The organism is Pseudoflavonifractor sp. (assembly GCF_050943825.1).
Classification (GTDB): domain Bacteria; phylum Bacillota; class Clostridia; order Oscillospirales; family Oscillospiraceae; genus Pseudoflavonifractor.
This window is the reverse complement of record NZ_JBMNPX010000010.1, coordinates 80,016-95,908: the sequence shown is the minus strand read 5'-3', so window position 1 is coordinate 95,908 and position 15,893 is coordinate 80,016. Positions and strand designations below refer to the sequence as shown.

Sequence of the window (15,893 nt, the reverse complement as noted above, 5' to 3'; positions counted from 1 at the left end):
ACGCCGCCGCCTACCACGCACACACGCTTGACGCCCTCGTCAATGTGGGTGGGCACGCCCAGAGGACCAACAAAGTCCTTGATGTCGTCGCCCACGTTCAGGTCGCCCAGCAGCATGGTGGTCAGGCCCACCTTCTGGAAGATGATGGTGATGGTCCCCTTCTCACGGTCATAGTCCCCGATGGTCAGAGGGATCCGCTCGCCGTCGTCGTCGATCCGCAGAATGATGAACTGCCCCGGCAGGGCCTTCCGGGCAATCTTGGGCGCTTCCACTTCCAGCAGCGTGACGCTGGGATTCAGCACTTCCTTGCGTACGATTTTTGCCATTCTGTTCTCCACCTTTCAAAGAGTCAGCATGCCAAACTTTTTGTTAGTCTAACCCATTTACCGCAAGAATAGCATGTTCGTTTTCGATTGTCAATATGCTTTACCTATGTAAAGTGTTTTCGCTCCGCCAAACAACCTGTATGCAAAAGAACACCCGCCGGACCGGTGTCCGGCGGGTGCGGCAGGGTTTAACGCTCCCCGGCGATTTTCCAAAAAACACGGATGACAAACTCCGGTCCCTCCAGAGCCGCCTGCGTCCGGCAGCCCATCTGCTCCGCCAGGGCCTTCACAATGGCCAGACCCAGCCCTGCATTGTGGCTGGTGCGGTTCTTATCCGAAGTAAAGGAGCGGTCAAACACATGGGGCACGTCCTCCTCCGTCAGTCCGCCTGCCCCGTTGGCAAAGGCGCTGACCACAGTATCTCCCGCCCGGTACAGCCTGATGGACAAGGTCCCCACCCCGTGCTCCAGGGCGTTGCGGATCAGGTTGGTGAACACACGGAGCACGGCGGCGGCATCTCCCCACACATGGGGCAGGCCCTCCGCCAGTTCCACCGACACATCCAGCCCGGAGGCGGTCAGGTCGTTGTAGAACCCCGCCACCAGCTCGCTGAGGATGGCGTACAGGTCCACCCGCTCCCGTGCGATGGGATACTCGCCCCCGTCCAGCCGGGACAGGTCGTAGAAGCTGCCGATGAGGCTCTGGAGCGCACGGGCCCGGCCCTCGATGATATTCAGGTATTCCTCCCGCTCAGCCTGGGACAGATTGTCCCCCTCCAGGAGCTGGAGGTAGCCGATGATGGAGGTGAGGGGGGTACGCAGGTCGTGGGACACATTGGCAATCTGCTGCCGGAGGGCCTGCTCCCGGCGGCGGTAGTCCGCCTCCTCCTTCTGGCGCAGCTCCAGCAGGCCGTTGACGGCGGCCACCAGCTCCTCCGCTGAGGAGTTGGGCGCTGCCATGCGGATACGGACGCCGCTGCCTGTCTCCTCCCGCTCCCGCAGCTGCCCGGCAGCGGATCGGAGGGCGCGCTCCACCGCGTAGACCCGGATACCCAGGCCCACGCACAGCGCCCCCAGCACAATGAGGGCCAGAATCAGCAGAGGCATCTTCCCCGCTCCCTTCTCTGTGGTAGATAAATGGCCGCTGATGATGCGGCAAAGCCGCCGGAGAAGCCCCCCGGCGGTTTTGTCTCTCCCCGCTGAACAGGGAGACGGTTATTTCACTTCCGACCGGCGGAACACCCACAGCCCCACCACAGTGCTGGCCAGAAGCCAGCCCAGTCCGATGGCCCAGTTTTTCGCCATCAGCTGCCAGGTCAGGTCATCATAGTACTGCCCGAAGGGGGCCGTCAACAGTACCGACCGCACCACCCGGGCAGGTCCGGCGATGGTCTCCGAGTTGATCATAGTCAGGATGGCGGTCATGGGCTCTCCCAGCAGGAGGAGGTAGGCCGTCAGGCAGGCGGCCACCACCTCGTTCTTCAGGGCCAGAAACAGAGCGTGAGTCAAGCCCAGCGCCCCCAGCCACAGAGGGAAGGAGGCCGCTGTCACGTAGCCCAGGATGGCCAGGGACACCTGGGTCTCCTCTGGGGTACCGGGAGCTGTGAACAGCCAGCCCAGGCCCAGGAAGCTCCCCATCACCAGAATGCACAGCATAGCGGCCAGCAGAAAGGCGGCCATCAGCTTGCCCAGGTAGATCCGGCTGCGGGGAATGCCAAATTCCACCTCATTTTTCAGGGTACCCGTCCGGTGCACGCCGGACGCCACCACCACGTCCATGATGGCGGCCATGAATAGCCCTATCGGCATGGTGGCTGTCAGCAGCGCCGCCATATTGGGGAAGGTGAACGGTCCCACCCACATGGAGGCGAAGACAAGTGCCAGCGCCAGCAGAATGCCGGACACCAGATAGACCGTCATATGGTGGGCGGCCCGGTACAGCTCCGCTTTGATATAATTGAGCACAGGGCCGCCCCCTTTTTGTCAGTTAATCTCCCGCTTCTGGAAGCAGATAAGGCCCACCAGGGTGGTAATCACGAACCATCCGGCGCCAATGGCCCAGCTCCGGCCCAGCAGCGCCATGTCCCAGGGCGCATAGGGCGCCATATCCAGGGAGGTGGTCAGCATGCACACATACACATACTCAAACACCGGGCCCACCAGGGTGATGAGCAGCTTGACAACCTGGGGCAGCGCCAAAATCACGCCGATGAAGAGAAAGGATGCCACCGTGCTGCTCTTGAGCAGGAAATAGAGCATGAGCACCAGAGCCTGGGAGCCCAGCCACAGAGGCAGGGCGGTCAGGATGCAGTAATAGATGAGGCTCATGGTCTCAGCCGCCCCTGCATCGTGGGGCAGCACCACCCAGCACATGGCCACGTAGGCGCACAGGACGATGGCGCAGAGCACCAGGGCGGTGATGCAGGACACTAGCAGCTTGCCCAGGTAAATGCGGGCTCTGGGCAGACCGTAGGACACCTCGTTTTTCAGGGTATTGAACTTGTACTGGTCGGAAAAGACCATGTCGCCGGTGAGAACCGTGCAGTACAGGCCCACACCCAGCATGAGGCACAGGACGCCGGCGCCGGAAGAGAAGTTCACATCGTTGCCGTTGGCGTTGGTATACGCCCAGCCCGCCACCAGCATGGCCTCCAGGAGGAGAATCACCACCAGGAAGCCATAGGTATACTTGCGGTGGAGCACCTTATAGAACTCAGCGCGCATGTACTTAACCATGGTGGACACCCCCAATCAGAGACAGGAAGTAGTCCTCCAGGTTGGCGCCCTTCTGCTCAATGGAGCGCAGGGCCACGCCGCTCTCCACCAGCAGCTGGGTCACCCGGGCGGGCTCGTCCAGGTGGCAGTACAGGCGGATGACATTGTCGGGCAGGACCTCGTAGTCCCGTGCGCCCAGGCCCTGCTCCAGGGCGCGGGCCGCCGCCGGGGCGCTGTCCACCGACAGCTCCAGGCAGGCACGGCACTTCTCCTTCAGGGCCTTGGCGGAAATCTGCTCCAGCATACGGCCGTTGTCAATGAAGCCGTAGTGGGTGGCCAGGTTCTCCAGCTCGGAGAGGATGTGGCTGGAGATGAGGATGGTGGTCTCCCGCTCCCGGTTCAGATCCAGCAGCAGGTTGCGCAGCTCCACGATACCCTCCGGGTCCAGGCCGTTGATGGGCTCGTCCAGCAGCAGGAAATCGGGCTGCCCCATCAGGGCCAGAGCCAGGCCCAGCCGCTGCTTCATGCCCAGGGAGAAGGTCTTGAACTTCTTCCCGCCCGCCTTCTTCAGGTCCACCAGCTTGAGCACCTCGTCCACACAGCTCTTGCCGGGGATGCCCCGCTGGATGCGGTAGTACTCCAGATTCTCCCTGGCGGTGAGATAGGGGTAGAAGCTGGGGGTCTCCACCATGGCGCCGGTACGGGCCCGCATTTTGCCCAGCTCCCCGGGCTCGGTGGCGCCGAAGAGAGAAATCTCTCCCTCGGTGGGCACGGTCTGGGCCGTGACCATGCGGATGATGGTGGTCTTGCCCGCGCCGTTACGGCCCACCAGGCCGTAAATCTGCCCCTTCTCTATGTTCAGATTTACATTGTTCACCACGGTGGCCGGACCGTATCTCTTGGTCAGGTTCCGGGTGACCAGAACGCTCTCTGCCATTGCGGCATCAACCTCTCTTTCGGGGAGGGGCGGAGCGCCGTCCCTCCTGGATTGTGATGCCAGTATAACGGCAAGTCAACAATTCGCCTTTAAGCAAATGTGAAGAAAGGATAAAGTCGGGGAATGGGCCGGTGGGGATTTACGCCTGCGCTTTCCTGTCACGCAGACGTTGGGCCCCCGCACGCCTCCCCTTCCCTCCGACTCCGGCCTACGCCTGCGCTTCCTCGTTCATCTTGAAGCCAATGCCCCACACCGTCTTGATGTACTCGGTGGACGAGACCTTGGCCAGCTTGGCGCGGAGATTGGAGATGTGGACGTTGACGGTGTTGTCGTCGCCGAAGTACTCCCCGCCCCACACCTGCTCATAGAGCTGCTCCCGGGTAAAGACCTTCTTGGGATAGGACATCAGCAGGGCGAGAATTTCAAACTCCCGGGCGGTGACCGTCACGTCCTTCCCCGCCGCCGTGACGGAGACGCTCTCCTTGTCCAGGGTCAGGTCCCCCCAGGTGAGCACATGCTTCTCCCCCGCGGGCGAGGAGAACTGCCGGTACCGCCGCAGCTGGGCCTCCACACGGGCCAGCACCTCGGCGTTGTCAAAGGGCTTGGGAATAAAGTCGTCAGCACCCAGCTTGAGCACATTCACCCGGCTCTCCAGCCCCGCCTTGGCCGACAGGACAATGATGGGCATGGTTCTGCTCTTGCGCAGCTCGGCGATGAACTCCTCGCCAGTGAGTCCAGGCAGCATCAGGTCCAGCAGAATCAGGTCGTAGTCGTACTGCCCGGCCCAGAGCATGGCCTCGCTGCCGGAAAAGGCGGGGCGGCAGCAGTACCCGCCGTCCTCCAGAATCTTGCAGAGGAGACGGTTGATGTCCTGGTCGTCCTCCACCACGAGAATGTTATAGCGCTCCATGGCTGTTCCCCCTTTGCGGTGGTCTGTTTTACTTGATTCTCAGCTTCTCCGCCAGATTTTCATCCGGATCCACGTAGGCCGTCTGATAGGTGGTATACACCACCATGCCCGGCCGGGCTCCGGCGGGCTTCTTCACGTACTTCACCGGCGTGTAGTCCACCGGCACCTTCTTGCCGTCCCGGCCCTGGGAGAACCAGGCCGCCAGCATGGCCGCCTCGGTGAGGCTCTGGGCGTCCACCGGCCCGCCCTCAGCCCAGAGGATGACGTGGGAGCCGTGAATCTTCTGGGTGTGGAGCCAGATATCGCTCTTGTAGGCCATCTTGGTGGTGAGCTGGTCGTTCTGGGCGTTGTTCTTGCCCACGGAAATCCGCAGCCCCGTGGAGGAGCGGAACTCCATGGGCTTGCCCGACACCCGCTTCTCCCGCTTGGCCGCCTTGTTCTGGCGACGGAGATAGCCGGTATCGGTCAGCTCCTGGCGGATCTCCTGGAGGTCCCGCTCGCCCTCGGCCAGGGTGATGTTCTCCAGCACGCTGTTGAGGTACTCCAGCTCCCCCTCGCCCCGGGCAATCTGCTCGGTGAGCACCCGCTCGGCGGTCTTGGCCTTGTTGTACTCCTTATAATACTTGGCCGCGTTCTGCTGGGGCGTCAGCAGCGGGTCCAAGGGAATCTCCGCCTCCCGGCACTCCGGGTCGTAGAAGTTCATGGCCCGCAGCAGGCTCATGCCCTTCTCCATGGCGTGGAGGTTGGAGGTGATGATATCCCCCCACTCCCGCAGCCGCTCCCGGTCCCGGGTGGCCTCCAGCTCACGGCGCTGGTTGTTCAGCTTGCGGGCGGTGCGGTCCCGGGCGCTGGTCACCGACTTCACCAGGTCCTGGCCCTTCTGTTTCACCCGCTCGGCGCTCTCCCGGTCGGCATAGAACTTGTCCAGCATCTGGCCAAAAGACTCCATCCGCCGCAACTCCACGGTCATGCCGTACTGGAGGATAGGCAGGAAGGAGAAATCGGTGGGCTTGCCCTCCTTGAGAATCATATAGGGTGTAAACTCTTTATCCTTTACAGAATTTACAAAGGCGTTCATCCGCTCCAGCAGGCGGGCTTTGCCCTTCTCCCCCAGCTGGCAGAAGCGGACGGCGGAGTCACCGGCGGCCTGGAAGGCCAGCTCCCGGCAGATGAGGGGGGACAGGCCGTTGAAGGTGTCCAGCAGCCACTTGTCCACCGCCCCCTCCTCGGGCGCGGCGGCAATCAGCCCCTCCAGCTCCCCCTCCTCCAGGTCCAGAGGATTGCGCTTGTCCTGGGGCACAGGCGGATGGTAGAACAGTCCGGGCAGCAGCTGCCGCTTGCCTGTGGCCAGGTCGCCCTCCACCCGGCGGACGCAGTCGGTGATGCGCCCCTCGCTGTCCAGGAGAATCAGGTTGGCCGACCGGCCCATCAGCTCCAGCACCAGGCGGCGCTCCACCCGGTCCCCCAGCTCGTCCAGGCACTCCAGCCTGAACTCCACCAGACGCTCCACCGGAGGCTGGGTGATATCCAGAATCCGGGCGCCGGTGAGATGCTTGCGCATAAGCATGCAGAACATGGGGGGCGTGTCCGGGTTTTCCCGGGTAATACGGGTCAGCTGCACACGGGGGTGGTTGGGGCTGGCGGAGAGGAGCAGCTTCACGTTCTCCCGGCTCCCCCGCACCGCCATCACAATCTCGTCCCGGACAGGCTGGTAAATCTTATCAATCTTGCCGCCCAGCACGGCGGCTCTCAGCTCCTCCGCCACGGCGGAGAGGCAAATCGCGTCCAAGGGCATGGGTTTACTCCTCCATCATCAGCTCAAAGAGCTGGTTGATCCGCTCGGTCCGGCCCTGAAGATAGAGCCAGCCGAACAGGGACTCCAGGGCGGTGGCGGTCTGGTAGTCGGCCCGGCTGGCCGCCTTGGGCACCGAGTGGGGGCTGGTGTTGCGCCCACGGCGGAACACGTCCCCCTCCTCCTCTGTGAGCAGGGGGATGATCTTCTCCGCTGCCGCGGCCTGGGCAGGGGCGGCCACATACTTCACTGTGGCCTTGTGGAGGCCCTTGTTGGTGGCCTTGCCGTGGAGGCACAGCCAGGAGCGCACCATCAGTTCAAACACGCCGTCCCCCAGATGGGCCAGGCCCAGGGTGCTGATGGCACGGATATCGTCGGGCGCGGCGTTCAGATGAAAATAATCCATGGTATTCTACCTCTGTCTCTTATGTCTGCGCCGGCAGCGGATGCCGCCGGACGTTTGATTAAGCAGGCATTATTATACAGCAATGGGGCCCGGGTTACAACCTTCCCGGGCCGTCACAGGCAGTTTACCACACAAGCGCCGCCGGAACAAGGAGATTACCGCCCCTTTTTCTCCGGCTCCGGCCGCAGCCGGGGACAGCCCCGGGCGGTGAACCGGAACACGGCGTAGCCCCGGCCGTCCATCCGCTCGGCCGACGCGAAGCAGAACAGGGGTGTCATGGGAAAGACGCCCCCCGGCTCCCAGGGCAGGGCCAGCACAAAGCCCTCTCCCTCCCGTTTGAGCAGGCCCCCTTTCAACGGAGCGGCGCACTCTTTGAGCAGTTGCTCCCCCATGAGCCGGGCGGGATGGTCCTCCCTGACCCAGCCCGCGGGGGGCTGAGTCCCTTCCCCGGTCTGCTGCCCGAAGGCGTAGGCCAGCCGGATTTCCGCCCCGGTGGGCGGCCACAGCCCCTGACGGCGCAGCTGGTCCACAGGGATTGTCCGCCGCAGACGGAGCGATCCCCCCTCCGGAAGCATGGTCCCCAGCAGCAGGCTGCCCCCCTTTCCCAGCAGGTGCAGCTTGTAGAGCCCCCCGCCGTCATCCGCCGCCCGGGCGGAAATGACCGCCTGGAGCCCCTCCTCCCGCACCTGTACCGTCCCCTCCGGTCTTCTCAGCGGAATGTGCATTTCCTCCACTGTGCCGCCCCCTTTCTCCTTTTCTTATATGTATGCAAAATTTGGTCACATTTTCCAGTCTCATTTTTTGTGAAAATTCTGCAAGTGACTTGCGTACTTTTGTCGAAGTCTGTATAATGTATACGCATGCGATATTTTGACAGAAACATCCATCTTCTCTGTCCGGAATCCTGATATCTTGGAGGCACTCATGGCACAGACCGTCCTTTCTTCTTCCGACACCGCCCCGTGGAAGGCGTTGACTGAAAAGCTCCCCGGTGTGCTCAGCGTGGAATTTGTCACGGAAGGCTCTGCCGTCCGGGAGGTCCATGTCCTCTCCGACCAGTCCCGCTCCCCCAAGCAGATTGTGCGGGACGTCCAGTCCGCCCTGCTGGCCCGGTTCCAGCTGGAGCTGGACCACCGGATTGTCAGCGTGGCCCAGATTCCCGGCCTTCCCACCGTGGTGCAGCGGCGGCTGATCTGTGACAAGCTGGAGCTGTCCACAGGGCGGAGCGGCGTGGATGTGTCGGTCTCCCTGCGGGTTGGCGACGTGTCCCACAAGGGCATCGCCCACTCCGATCACTCCTCCGCCGGGCGGAGCCGGGCCATCGCCCAGGCCACCACCGACGCCATCAACCAGTTTCTGGCCCCCGGCTGCCGCTTCTGCCTGGAGGAACTCAAGCAGGTTCCCATCGGCAGTCAGGTGGCTGTGATGGTGGGGCTGCGGCTGGAGCAGGCCGGAAAAACCGAGGCTCTTCTGGGTGCCTGCTACCTGGGAGAGGACCCCAATTTCTCCGTGGCCCTGGCCACTCTGGACGGCGTAAACCGCCGGATTCTCACCCTCGCCTTTGCCCGTGAGGAGGGCAGCGGCTCTTAATCTTTGTTAGCGAAGCGGATATGGCCTGTCTCTAGCGAATGACAGAGTACCACTGTCAAGGAGGCTGTATTCGATGAATAAGGCGAAGCTGTATGTTGCGCTCACTTCCCTTGTTTCCCTGGTCCTGGCCGGCGGCGCGTTCTTCACCCTCCGCTGACCCGCACCACCCCGGGAGCCCTGCGCAGGGCTCCCGGGCCCCATTTCTCAATTTTCACCGGTAGGAGGGTCGCTTATGCGTCCTGTTTCAAAAGGCTATCTGGCCTGTGTGGGCTGCCTCGGTACGGCCGCCCTCGTCTGGTCCGGCTGGTCTTTTTTTGTCCGTCACTCCTCAAACTGGAGTCCGGAAATCCTGGGGACGCTGCTCCTCCTTCTGTTCCTCAGCTGGGTCTGCTGTTGTCTGCCCCTGTACATCCGGGACGACTGCACCGTGGACCTGTCCTTTATCAGCATTCTCACCTCAACCCTCCTGCTGGGACCGGAGGCTGCCGTTCTGGTCAGTGCCATCTCCTTCCCCTTCGTGGTGGTCTCCACCCCCGACGGCAAGGGGTACCAGCACATCTTCAACACCTCGCCGCTGAAAACCTTCTTCAACATCGGCGACCACGCCCTGTCCTACTGGGTGGGCGGAGTGTTCTACTATCTGTCCGGCGGTATTCCGGGCGATATCTCCCTTCCCGGTGTGCTGCTGCCCGCCCTGCTCTTTATTCTGACCGCCATGTTCTTCAACTCGGTGGTCATGCTCCTCTTCTACATGCTGGAGTACAGCACTCCCTTCTACCCCACCATCTTCCAGATGTTTCTGGGACTGCTGCCCAGCGTGGCCTGCGCCTCCCCCATTGGGTACTTTCTCTCCATGCTGCTGACCATGAAGTCCGGCGTGTGGCTGGCCCTGCTGTTCATGCTCCCCCTGCTGCTGGCCCGCTACTCCTTCAAGCTCTATCTCTCCTTCCAGCGGCAGCAGCACAGCATGGTGGAGGCCCTCACCGCCGCGCTGGAAGCCAAGGACACCTACACCAAGGGTCACTCCGGCCGGGTCAGCGCCTACGCCTGCCGCATTGCCCAGGAGATGAAGCTGCCCGCCAAGCGGATTGAACTTCTCCGCACCGGCGCCCTCTTCCACGACCTGGGTAAAATCGGCATCCCCGACTCCATCCTGCAGAAGCCCGGTCCCCTCACCCCCGAGGAGCGCACCGTTATCCAGACCCACCCCCTGCGGGGCGTGGGCATTCTGGAGACCATGGACGCCTACAAGGACATTCTGATTTTTGTCCGCTGCCATCACGAGCACTATGACGGCGGCGGCTATCCCGACGGCACCGCCGGAGACGCCCTCCCGCTGGAGGTCTACATTCTGGGCGCCGCCGATTCCTACGACGCCATCACCAGCGCCCGGCCCTACTGCAAGGCCCGGACGCCCCAGGACGCGGGCCGCATCCTCCGGGAGGAGGCGGGAAAGCAGTTCCACCCCGCCGTGGCGGAAATCACCGCCGCCCTGGCCGAGTCGGGTGAGCTCTCCCGCTGCATCCAGTCCCTGCCGGATTCGGGAGGCGCCCCATGCTGAGTCTGGCCATTCTCCTTGCCCTGGTGCTGGGCTGGTGTACCGGCGGACGGCTGGCCCGTTTTGTGGAGACGCCTCTCTACCTGCTGCCCCTGCCCATCCTGGCCCTGCTGATACAGCGGGCCCTGGCGCTGCTGCCGGTGGAGCACTACCTCCCCTGGGCGGCGGTACTCCTTCTGGCCTCCTACGCCATGCTCTTTCTTTTTCTGTGGCGCAACCGCAGGCTCAAGCGCACCGCCCTGCTGGCGGGATTGGGCAGCCTGTGCAATCTGGCGGTCATCGCCGCCAACGGCTGGCGGATGCCCGTGTCCGCCGCCGCGGCTGAGCTTCTCTCCCCCGAGGGCCTGGCCCAGCTCACCTCTGGCGCTGTGCCCATGTATGCGCTGGAAAACAGCTCCACCAGGCTGATTTTTCTGGGCGACGTCATCTACTGCCCCATCCCCTTTCTGGGCGGCTTCGCCAGTGTGGGGGATATTTTGCTGGCCGCCGGCGTGTTCTTCTGCCTGCTGGCCGTGATGAAACCTGTAAAGCTGCCCCGCTGGATGGTCCTGGGTTGACAATCCGCGGGGTATTGGCTATACTTGAGACAAATTTATCATGATTGGAGTTGGGAAGATGCGCAAGTAACCTTCTGTTTTTCCGGAATATGCAGCCGGGCAGGGACGACCTGCTCTGTTTTGCTGCGGCCCGGGCAGGAGGAAGTCTTGCTGTATCTTCCCTGTTTTCCTACCGTCACCGCACCGGTATGGGCGCAGGGTTTTCTCCTGCGCCCATTTTTATTTTCCGTGAGGTGATCCATATGTCTCTGATTCAGATAACCGATTTGACCTTCGCCTATGACGGCAGCTGGGACAACGTGTTTGAGCACGCCTCCCTCCAGCTGGACACCAGCTGGAGGCTGGGGTTGGTGGGGCGCAACGGCCGGGGCAAGACCACCCTGCTCCGGCTGCTGATGGGCGAATATGAATATGCCGGAACCATCTCCGCCTCCGTGACCTTTGACTACTTTCCCTTCCCCGTGCTCCACCCGGAGCGGGACGCCATGGAGGTGGTGGAGGCCCTGCTGCCCGAGACGGAGAGCTGGGAGATCTACCGGGAGCTCTCCGACCTGGAGCTGGACCCGGAGGCCCTCTTCCGCCCCTTCTCCTCCCTGTCCAACGGGGAGCAGACCAAGCTGCTGCTGGCGGCTCTCTTTCTCCGCCCCAACCGGTTCCTCCTGCTGGACGAGCCCACCAACCACCTGGACCTGGAGGGCAGACAGGTGGTGAGCCGCTACCTGAGCCGAAAACAGGGCTTTATCCTGGTCTCCCACGACCGGGCCTTTCTGGACGGCTGCACGGACCACATTCTGTCCATCAACAAGCAGAATTTCGACCTTCAGCAGGGGAATTTCTCCTCCTGGTGGGAGAACAAGCAGCGCCGGGACCAGTGGGAGCGTGCGGAAAACGAAAAGCTCCGCCGGGATATTGCCCGTCTGGACGCCGCCGCCCGCCGGACCGCCGTCTGGTCGGACAGGGCCGAGGCCGCCAAAATCGGCACCCGGAATTCCGGCCTGCGGCCTGACCGGGGGTATATCGGCCACAAGGCGGCCAAGGTGATGAAGCGTTCCAAGGCGGCGGAGAACCGCCGCCGGGAGGCCGCTGAGGAGAAGAGCACACTGCTGAAAAACATCGAGCAGGCCCCGCCGCTGAAGCTCCATCCCCTCTCCCACCCCAAACAGCGCCTGGCAGAGGCGGACCGTCTGGCCTCCGACTACGGCCTGGGGCCGGTGTGCGCTCCGGTGTCCTTTACCCTCACGCAGGGGGAACGGCTGGCCCTGACCGGCCGCAACGGCACAGGCAAGTCCAGCCTGCTCAAATTGGTGTGCGGGCAGGAGATTCCCCACACCGGTTCGCTGTCCCTGGCCTCCGGACTGGTGGTGTCCATTGTCCCCCAGGACTCGTCCTTTCTTCGTGGCAATCTGACCGACTTCGCCGACGAGAGCGGCATTGACGAGACGCTGTTCAAGACCATACTGCGAAAGCTGGATTTCTCCCGGGCACAGTTTGAAAAGGACATGGCCGGTTACAGCGCCGGGCAGAAGAAAAAGGTGCTGCTGGCCCGCAGCCTGTGCCAGAGCGCCCACCTCTATGTCTGGGACGAGCCCCTCAACTACATCGACCTGTTCTCCCGGATACAGCTGGAACAGCTGATTCTGGAATATCAGCCCACCATGCTGCTGGTGGAGCACGACCGCAGCTTTCTGGACGCTGTGGCCACCCGGACGCTCCGCCTGGAGCGGACATAATGCAGCGGTCCCCTCCGCCAGTGCCGGAGGGGGCCGCTTATTCTTGCCTGTTTCATGCGTATTTTGCTGTCATGCGCTTCTTCAGCCGCAGGACAAAGTACAGCAGAGCCAGGGCGTAGACCTCCGTCCCCAGGGCGTTCAGGGCAATGCTCACATAGGCGCTCCGTACCGCCATGCGGATGAAGAAGGCCAGGAAAAACACCGCCAGCATCACGCCGCCGAAGTGGATGGCCTTAGCCTCCTCCCGGTATGTCCTGGAAAACCTGATGTAGAGGGTGGCCCCATAGCAGGCCAGCAGCAGACAGGTCTCCGCCACTTTGTACACCCCCAGCACCTCCTGCTGGCCCTGGGTGAGGGGCGCCAGGGAGAAATATTCGCTCAGGACGTAATCGGGGAAGTCCGTCAGGTAGACGTCATGAAAGACAAGGGTGAGCAAAAATCCCACCTGACAGAGCAATACAAGGACTAGGGTCACGTCCAGTGCCCAATGCTTTTCCTTTCTCATCTCTGATAGCCTCCTCTCAGCCCATCCGCGAAGTACGCTGCTTCCTTCGGCACAAGGATAGTTCTCTCCTTTATTATGGTATAACTTCCCCAAATTCTTGTCAATTACCACCCCATTTTTCAGCAAACTCACCATAAAATACTGGGTGCGGACAAACTGCCCGCACCCAGTGAAATTTCGGTATACAGTTTTCAGCCCACGGTGTAGCTGCCCCGGACCAGCACCTTCACCGCGTTCTGGGCGGTGAAGCCCCGGCCCTCAATGGTGGCCATGTACAGGTGGTTCTTCACCAGCGCCTGGCCGTTCTCCAGGGTGCCGCCGTCGGTCATGTCGATAAAGCCGGGGGCCGTATCGGTGAAGCACACCGCGCTGCCCACCCGGAGCATAATCTCACAGCCCACGCCAGCCGTCAGCTTCTGCCCGGCGGCCACATCCACCACCGCAAAGGACGCAGACTGGCCGCTGCCGCCGCCAGCCTGGGCCAGCTTGTCCTCCATGGCCTTGGTATAGTCCTGGATGGCCTGGTCCAGCTCCTTCTTCAGGGCAGTCTCCCGCTCAGTCAGCTTGGCGTCCACCTGGGTCATAATCTCAGGGGTGGCCTTTTCCGTCAGATAACTCAGTGTCACCAGAGGGTCGGACTGGGTGCCCTGCTGCCCGGCGGCAAAGGCCACGCCCAGCAGCGTCACGGTCACCAGTCCGCCGGCCAGTACTTTGGTGAGAACGGTGTGCTTCTTCATGGGGTCCTCCTATGTATCATGGTTTCTGCCGCGCGGGCCGTGACGGCTTGTTGGGCCGCCTCCGGCCCGCGCGCTTTCTCTCTCCAGCCTGCCGCGCTCAGACCAGCTGCTGGGGATGCAGGCCAAAGCTTACCGCTATGGCACTGTCCACCCGGTGCATCTGCTCCTCGTCCAGCCTGCCCATATGCTCTCTCAGCCGCTTCTTATCCAGGGTGCGGATCTGCTCCAGCAGCACCACGGAATCCTTGGGAAGCCCGTAGCTTCTGGCTGAGAGCTCGATGTGGGTGGGAAGCCGGGCCTTGCCCGTCTGGGAGGTGATGGCCGCGGCAATCACGGTGGGACTGTGCCGGTTTCCGGTGTCGTTCTGCACGATCAGGACCGGACGGACGCCCCCCTGCTCACTACCCACCACGGGGCTCAGGTCGGCATAGAAAATATCTCCTCGTTTTACGCTGTTATCCACAAAAGCTCACACTCCGCGGTCTGATAGTCACCGGCGTCACAGCCCTCTGCGGACCCGACACTCAGCACTATGATTCTCCCACGGGGCGGCGGGATTTATACACGGGCGGCGAAAAAAGCGCGTTTTCCGCACCCCTCCCCCGTCCATCCAGACGGTTCTCCCCCGTTTCAGTATATGCGCAGAAGCGCGCAGGCGTGCGGCGCAGCCCGCTGAATGGGGCCCCCGGGAAAGCACGAAGTGCTTTGCTGGGGAAAGGACGAGCAGCGGAGCGAACGAACTTTGCCGCCTGCGGCAAAGTGAGCGATGCGGAGCTTGCGAGGACGCGCGGTGCAAGGGCGCGAAACCGAAGAGCCGCATCGCGGCTCTGTTTCAAGCCCGCGCCGGAGGGAAGGCGGGCGTCGCGCAGCCGCCGGAGCGTGACAAGAAGCGCGTAGGCGTGCGCTCTTACCCCTGGTACACCCGGGGCACCCGCTCGGAGACAGCGCAGAGCAGTTCATACTGGATGGTCCCCGCCCGTTCCGCCGCGGCCTCCACGGTGACGGTCTCGTCGCCGTCGCTGCCGTAGACGGTGGCCACGTCGCCGGGCTGGACGCCGGGGATATCGGTCACATCCAGCATGCACATGTCCATGCACACCCGGCCCACGATGGGGGCCCGCTGTCCACGGACCAGCATCTCCAGGCCGTTGGAGCACAGGCGGGGCAGACCGTCGGCGTAGCCGATGGGCACCACCGCCAGCAGGCTGTCCCGCTGAAGGGTACAGGTGCGGCCGTAGCTGACGCAGGTTCCGGCAGGCAGCGCCCGCACCGCCGCGATGCGGCTCTTCAGCTCCATCACCGGGCGCAGGCCGGGGCCGTCCAGCCCCTCGCAGTCGGGGGCGGGATAGTGGCCGTAGAGCGCGATGCCCGGCCGGACCATGTCCAGATAAGTACAGGGATAGTGTAGCACAGCGCCGCTGTTGGCGCAATGACGGATGGGGAAGGTAATGCCGCGCTCCGCCAGACGGTCCAGCACCGCTAGGAAGCGGCCAAACTGGAGCATGGTGTACTCCTCATTGCCGTCAGAGTCGGAGAAGTGGGTAAAAATGCCCTCCGCCTCCAGGCCGGGCAGACGGCTGGCAGCGGCCAACGCCTCCACAGAGGCGTCCATGTGGGCCTCATCGCAGAGGAAGCCCAGCCGGGACATGCCGGTGTCCACCTTCATATGGACCTTCATGGTCTTGCCCGCAGCCACCGCCGCCGCCGAGAGGGCGCGGGCGGTCTCCAGGTCGGGCACGTTCTGGGTCAGGTCCAGCCGCAGCAGGTCGGCCGCGCACTCATTGGGCGTGTCGCCCAGCACCAGGATGGGAGTCTTTACCCCCGCCTCCCGCAGCTCGGCCGCCTCGTCCACACAGGCCACTGCCAGGTACTCCGCACCCAGCTCCTCCAGCCGCTTGGCCACAGGCACTGCGCCGTTGCCGTAGGCATTGGCCTTCACCACCCCCAGGAAACGGCACCCCTGGGACAGCAGGGCCCGCAGGGCCCGGTAATTATGTTCCAGATTGGCGAGGGAAATTTCCCGCCAGGTTCTTGTCTGCATACGTTCCATTTGTCAACCTTCTTCACTGATATGCCAAAAGTCCCTATCATTATAGCATTAACCTGTTATAAAGGAAAGATTAATCTGCCG

At 62.9% G+C, this 15,893-nt stretch carries 16 protein-coding genes and 1 pseudogene; 4 read left to right on the top strand and 13 right to left on the bottom strand.

Translation table 11 applies throughout. The features are described 5' to 3' along the window. The 9 genes and pseudogenes from ACOX7T_RS09820 to ACOX7T_RS09780 form a co-directional block, all read right to left on the bottom strand. A pseudogene (locus ACOX7T_RS09820) lies at positions 1 to 326 on the bottom strand (sulfide/dihydroorotate dehydrogenase-like FAD/NAD-binding protein); the annotation flags it as partial. 188 nt (positions 327 to 514) lie between these two features. Next, a complete protein-coding gene (locus ACOX7T_RS09815; RefSeq protein WP_433442260.1) occupies positions 515 to 1,432 on the bottom strand; it encodes a sensor histidine kinase in 918 nt (305 codons plus the stop codon). A 108-nt stretch (positions 1,433 to 1,540) separates the two neighbouring features. Further along, positions 1,541 to 2,290: a hypothetical protein gene (locus ACOX7T_RS09810; RefSeq protein WP_433442258.1), complete on the bottom strand. Its 750-nt coding sequence runs from the start codon at positions 2,288 to 2,290 to the stop codon at positions 1,541 to 1,543. A gap of 18 nt (positions 2,291 to 2,308) precedes the next feature. Next, positions 2,309 to 3,061, bottom strand: coding sequence for an ABC transporter permease (locus tag ACOX7T_RS09805; protein WP_433442256.1), 753 nt, complete (start codon positions 3,059 to 3,061; stop codon positions 2,309 to 2,311). Further along, the gene (locus ACOX7T_RS09800; RefSeq protein ID WP_433442254.1) at positions 3,054 to 3,977 is read right to left on the bottom strand and encodes an ATP-binding cassette domain-containing protein; all 924 of its coding nucleotides are present in this window, start codon (positions 3,975 to 3,977) and stop codon (positions 3,054 to 3,056) included. Before ACOX7T_RS09800 ends, ACOX7T_RS09805 begins: the two co-directional genes overlap by 8 nt. 208 nt (positions 3,978 to 4,185) lie before the next feature. Further along, the gene (locus ACOX7T_RS09795; RefSeq protein WP_433442252.1) at positions 4,186 to 4,887 is read right to left on the bottom strand and encodes a response regulator transcription factor; all 702 of its coding nucleotides are present in this window, start codon (positions 4,885 to 4,887) and stop codon (positions 4,186 to 4,188) included. A 28-nt stretch (positions 4,888 to 4,915) separates the two neighbouring features. Further along, complete coding sequence (locus tag ACOX7T_RS09790) at positions 4,916 to 6,682, bottom strand: Rqc2 family fibronectin-binding protein (RefSeq protein WP_433442250.1); 1,767 nt, start codon at positions 6,680 to 6,682, stop codon at positions 4,916 to 4,918. A gap of 4 nt (positions 6,683 to 6,686) precedes the next feature. Next, the gene (locus ACOX7T_RS09785; RefSeq protein ID WP_433442248.1) at positions 6,687 to 7,085 is read right to left on the bottom strand and encodes a Mini-ribonuclease 3; all 399 of its coding nucleotides are present in this window, start codon (positions 7,083 to 7,085) and stop codon (positions 6,687 to 6,689) included. Between the two features lie 155 nt (positions 7,086 to 7,240). Further along, positions 7,241 to 7,819: a hypothetical protein gene (locus ACOX7T_RS09780; protein WP_433442246.1), complete on the bottom strand. Its 579-nt coding sequence runs from the start codon at positions 7,817 to 7,819 to the stop codon at positions 7,241 to 7,243. A 190-nt stretch (positions 7,820 to 8,009) separates the two neighbouring features. Between ACOX7T_RS09780 and ACOX7T_RS09775 the strand changes: the two genes are divergently transcribed. The 4 genes from ACOX7T_RS09775 to abc-f all read left to right on the top strand — a co-directional run bounded on the left by ACOX7T_RS09775 (position 8,010) and on the right by abc-f (position 12,520). Continuing rightward, positions 8,010 to 8,675: a hypothetical protein gene (locus ACOX7T_RS09775; RefSeq protein WP_433442244.1), complete on the top strand. Its 666-nt coding sequence runs from the start codon at positions 8,010 to 8,012 to the stop codon at positions 8,673 to 8,675. A gap of 232 nt (positions 8,676 to 8,907) precedes the next feature. Then, on the top strand, positions 8,908 to 10,236 hold the full coding sequence (locus ACOX7T_RS09770; RefSeq protein ID WP_433442242.1) for an HD domain-containing phosphohydrolase: 1,329 nt from the start codon (positions 8,908 to 8,910) through the stop codon (positions 10,234 to 10,236). Continuing rightward, entirely contained in the window at positions 10,230 to 10,790 is a 561-nt protein-coding gene (locus ACOX7T_RS09765; RefSeq protein WP_433442240.1) for a DUF5317 domain-containing protein, read from the top strand. The genes ACOX7T_RS09770 and ACOX7T_RS09765 overlap by 7 nt, the downstream gene beginning before the upstream one ends. 242 nt (positions 10,791 to 11,032) lie before the next feature. Next, on the top strand, positions 11,033 to 12,520 hold the full coding sequence (gene abc-f, locus ACOX7T_RS09760; RefSeq protein ID WP_433442238.1) for a ribosomal protection-like ABC-F family protein: 1,488 nt from the start codon (positions 11,033 to 11,035) through the stop codon (positions 12,518 to 12,520). A 52-nt stretch (positions 12,521 to 12,572) separates the two neighbouring features. Here the strand turns inward: abc-f and ACOX7T_RS09755 are convergent, their stop codons facing one another. The 4 genes from ACOX7T_RS09755 to alr form a co-directional block, all read right to left on the bottom strand. After that, entirely contained in the window at positions 12,573 to 13,025 is a 453-nt protein-coding gene (locus ACOX7T_RS09755) for a hypothetical protein (protein ID WP_433442236.1), read from the bottom strand. 191 nt (positions 13,026 to 13,216) lie between these two features. Continuing rightward, positions 13,217 to 13,762, bottom strand: a complete 546-nt coding sequence (locus ACOX7T_RS09750) for a hypothetical protein (protein WP_433442234.1) — start codon at positions 13,760 to 13,762, stop codon at positions 13,217 to 13,219. 97 nt (positions 13,763 to 13,859) lie between these two features. Then, entirely contained in the window at positions 13,860 to 14,225 is a 366-nt protein-coding gene (locus ACOX7T_RS09745; RefSeq protein ID WP_433442232.1) for a type II toxin-antitoxin system PemK/MazF family toxin, read from the bottom strand. Positions 14,226 to 14,669: 444 nt separating this feature from the next. Then, on the bottom strand, positions 14,670 to 15,812 hold the full coding sequence (alr, locus tag ACOX7T_RS09740; protein ID WP_433442230.1) for an alanine racemase: 1,143 nt from the start codon (positions 15,810 to 15,812) through the stop codon (positions 14,670 to 14,672). Positions 15,813 to 15,893 lie beyond the last annotated feature (81 nt).

Bases quoted from the DNA above. Each gene is read 5' to 3' on its own strand.
- ACOX7T_RS09755 (WP_433442236.1), bottom strand. From the start codon at position 13,025: ATGAGAAAGGAAAAGCATTGGGCACTGGACGTGACCCTAGTCCTTGTA.
- ACOX7T_RS09750 (WP_433442234.1), bottom strand. From the start codon at position 13,762: ATGAAGAAGCACACCGTTCTCACCAAAGTACTGGCCGGCGGACTGGTG.
- abc-f (WP_433442238.1), top strand. From the start codon at position 11,033: ATGTCTCTGATTCAGATAACCGATTTGACCTTCGCCTATGACGGCAGC.
- ACOX7T_RS09770 (WP_433442242.1), top strand. From the start codon at position 8,908: ATGCGTCCTGTTTCAAAAGGCTATCTGGCCTGTGTGGGCTGCCTCGGT.
- ACOX7T_RS09815 (WP_433442260.1), bottom strand. From the start codon at position 1,432: ATGCCTCTGCTGATTCTGGCCCTCATTGTGCTGGGGGCGCTGTGCGTG.
- ACOX7T_RS09800 (WP_433442254.1), bottom strand. From the start codon at position 3,977: ATGGCAGAGAGCGTTCTGGTCACCCGGAACCTGACCAAGAGATACGGT.
- alr (WP_433442230.1), bottom strand. From the start codon at position 15,812: ATGGAACGTATGCAGACAAGAACCTGGCGGGAAATTTCCCTCGCCAAT.
- ACOX7T_RS09785 (WP_433442248.1), bottom strand. From the start codon at position 7,085: ATGGATTATTTTCATCTGAACGCCGCGCCCGACGATATCCGTGCCATC.
- ACOX7T_RS09795 (WP_433442252.1), bottom strand. From the start codon at position 4,887: ATGGAGCGCTATAACATTCTCGTGGTGGAGGACGACCAGGACATCAAC.
- ACOX7T_RS09790 (WP_433442250.1), bottom strand. From the start codon at position 6,682: ATGCCCTTGGACGCGATTTGCCTCTCCGCCGTGGCGGAGGAGCTGAGA.
- ACOX7T_RS09765 (WP_433442240.1), top strand. From the start codon at position 10,230: ATGCTGAGTCTGGCCATTCTCCTTGCCCTGGTGCTGGGCTGGTGTACC.
- ACOX7T_RS09805 (WP_433442256.1), bottom strand. From the start codon at position 3,061: ATGGTTAAGTACATGCGCGCTGAGTTCTATAAGGTGCTCCACCGCAAG.
- ACOX7T_RS09775 (WP_433442244.1), top strand. From the start codon at position 8,010: ATGGCACAGACCGTCCTTTCTTCTTCCGACACCGCCCCGTGGAAGGCG.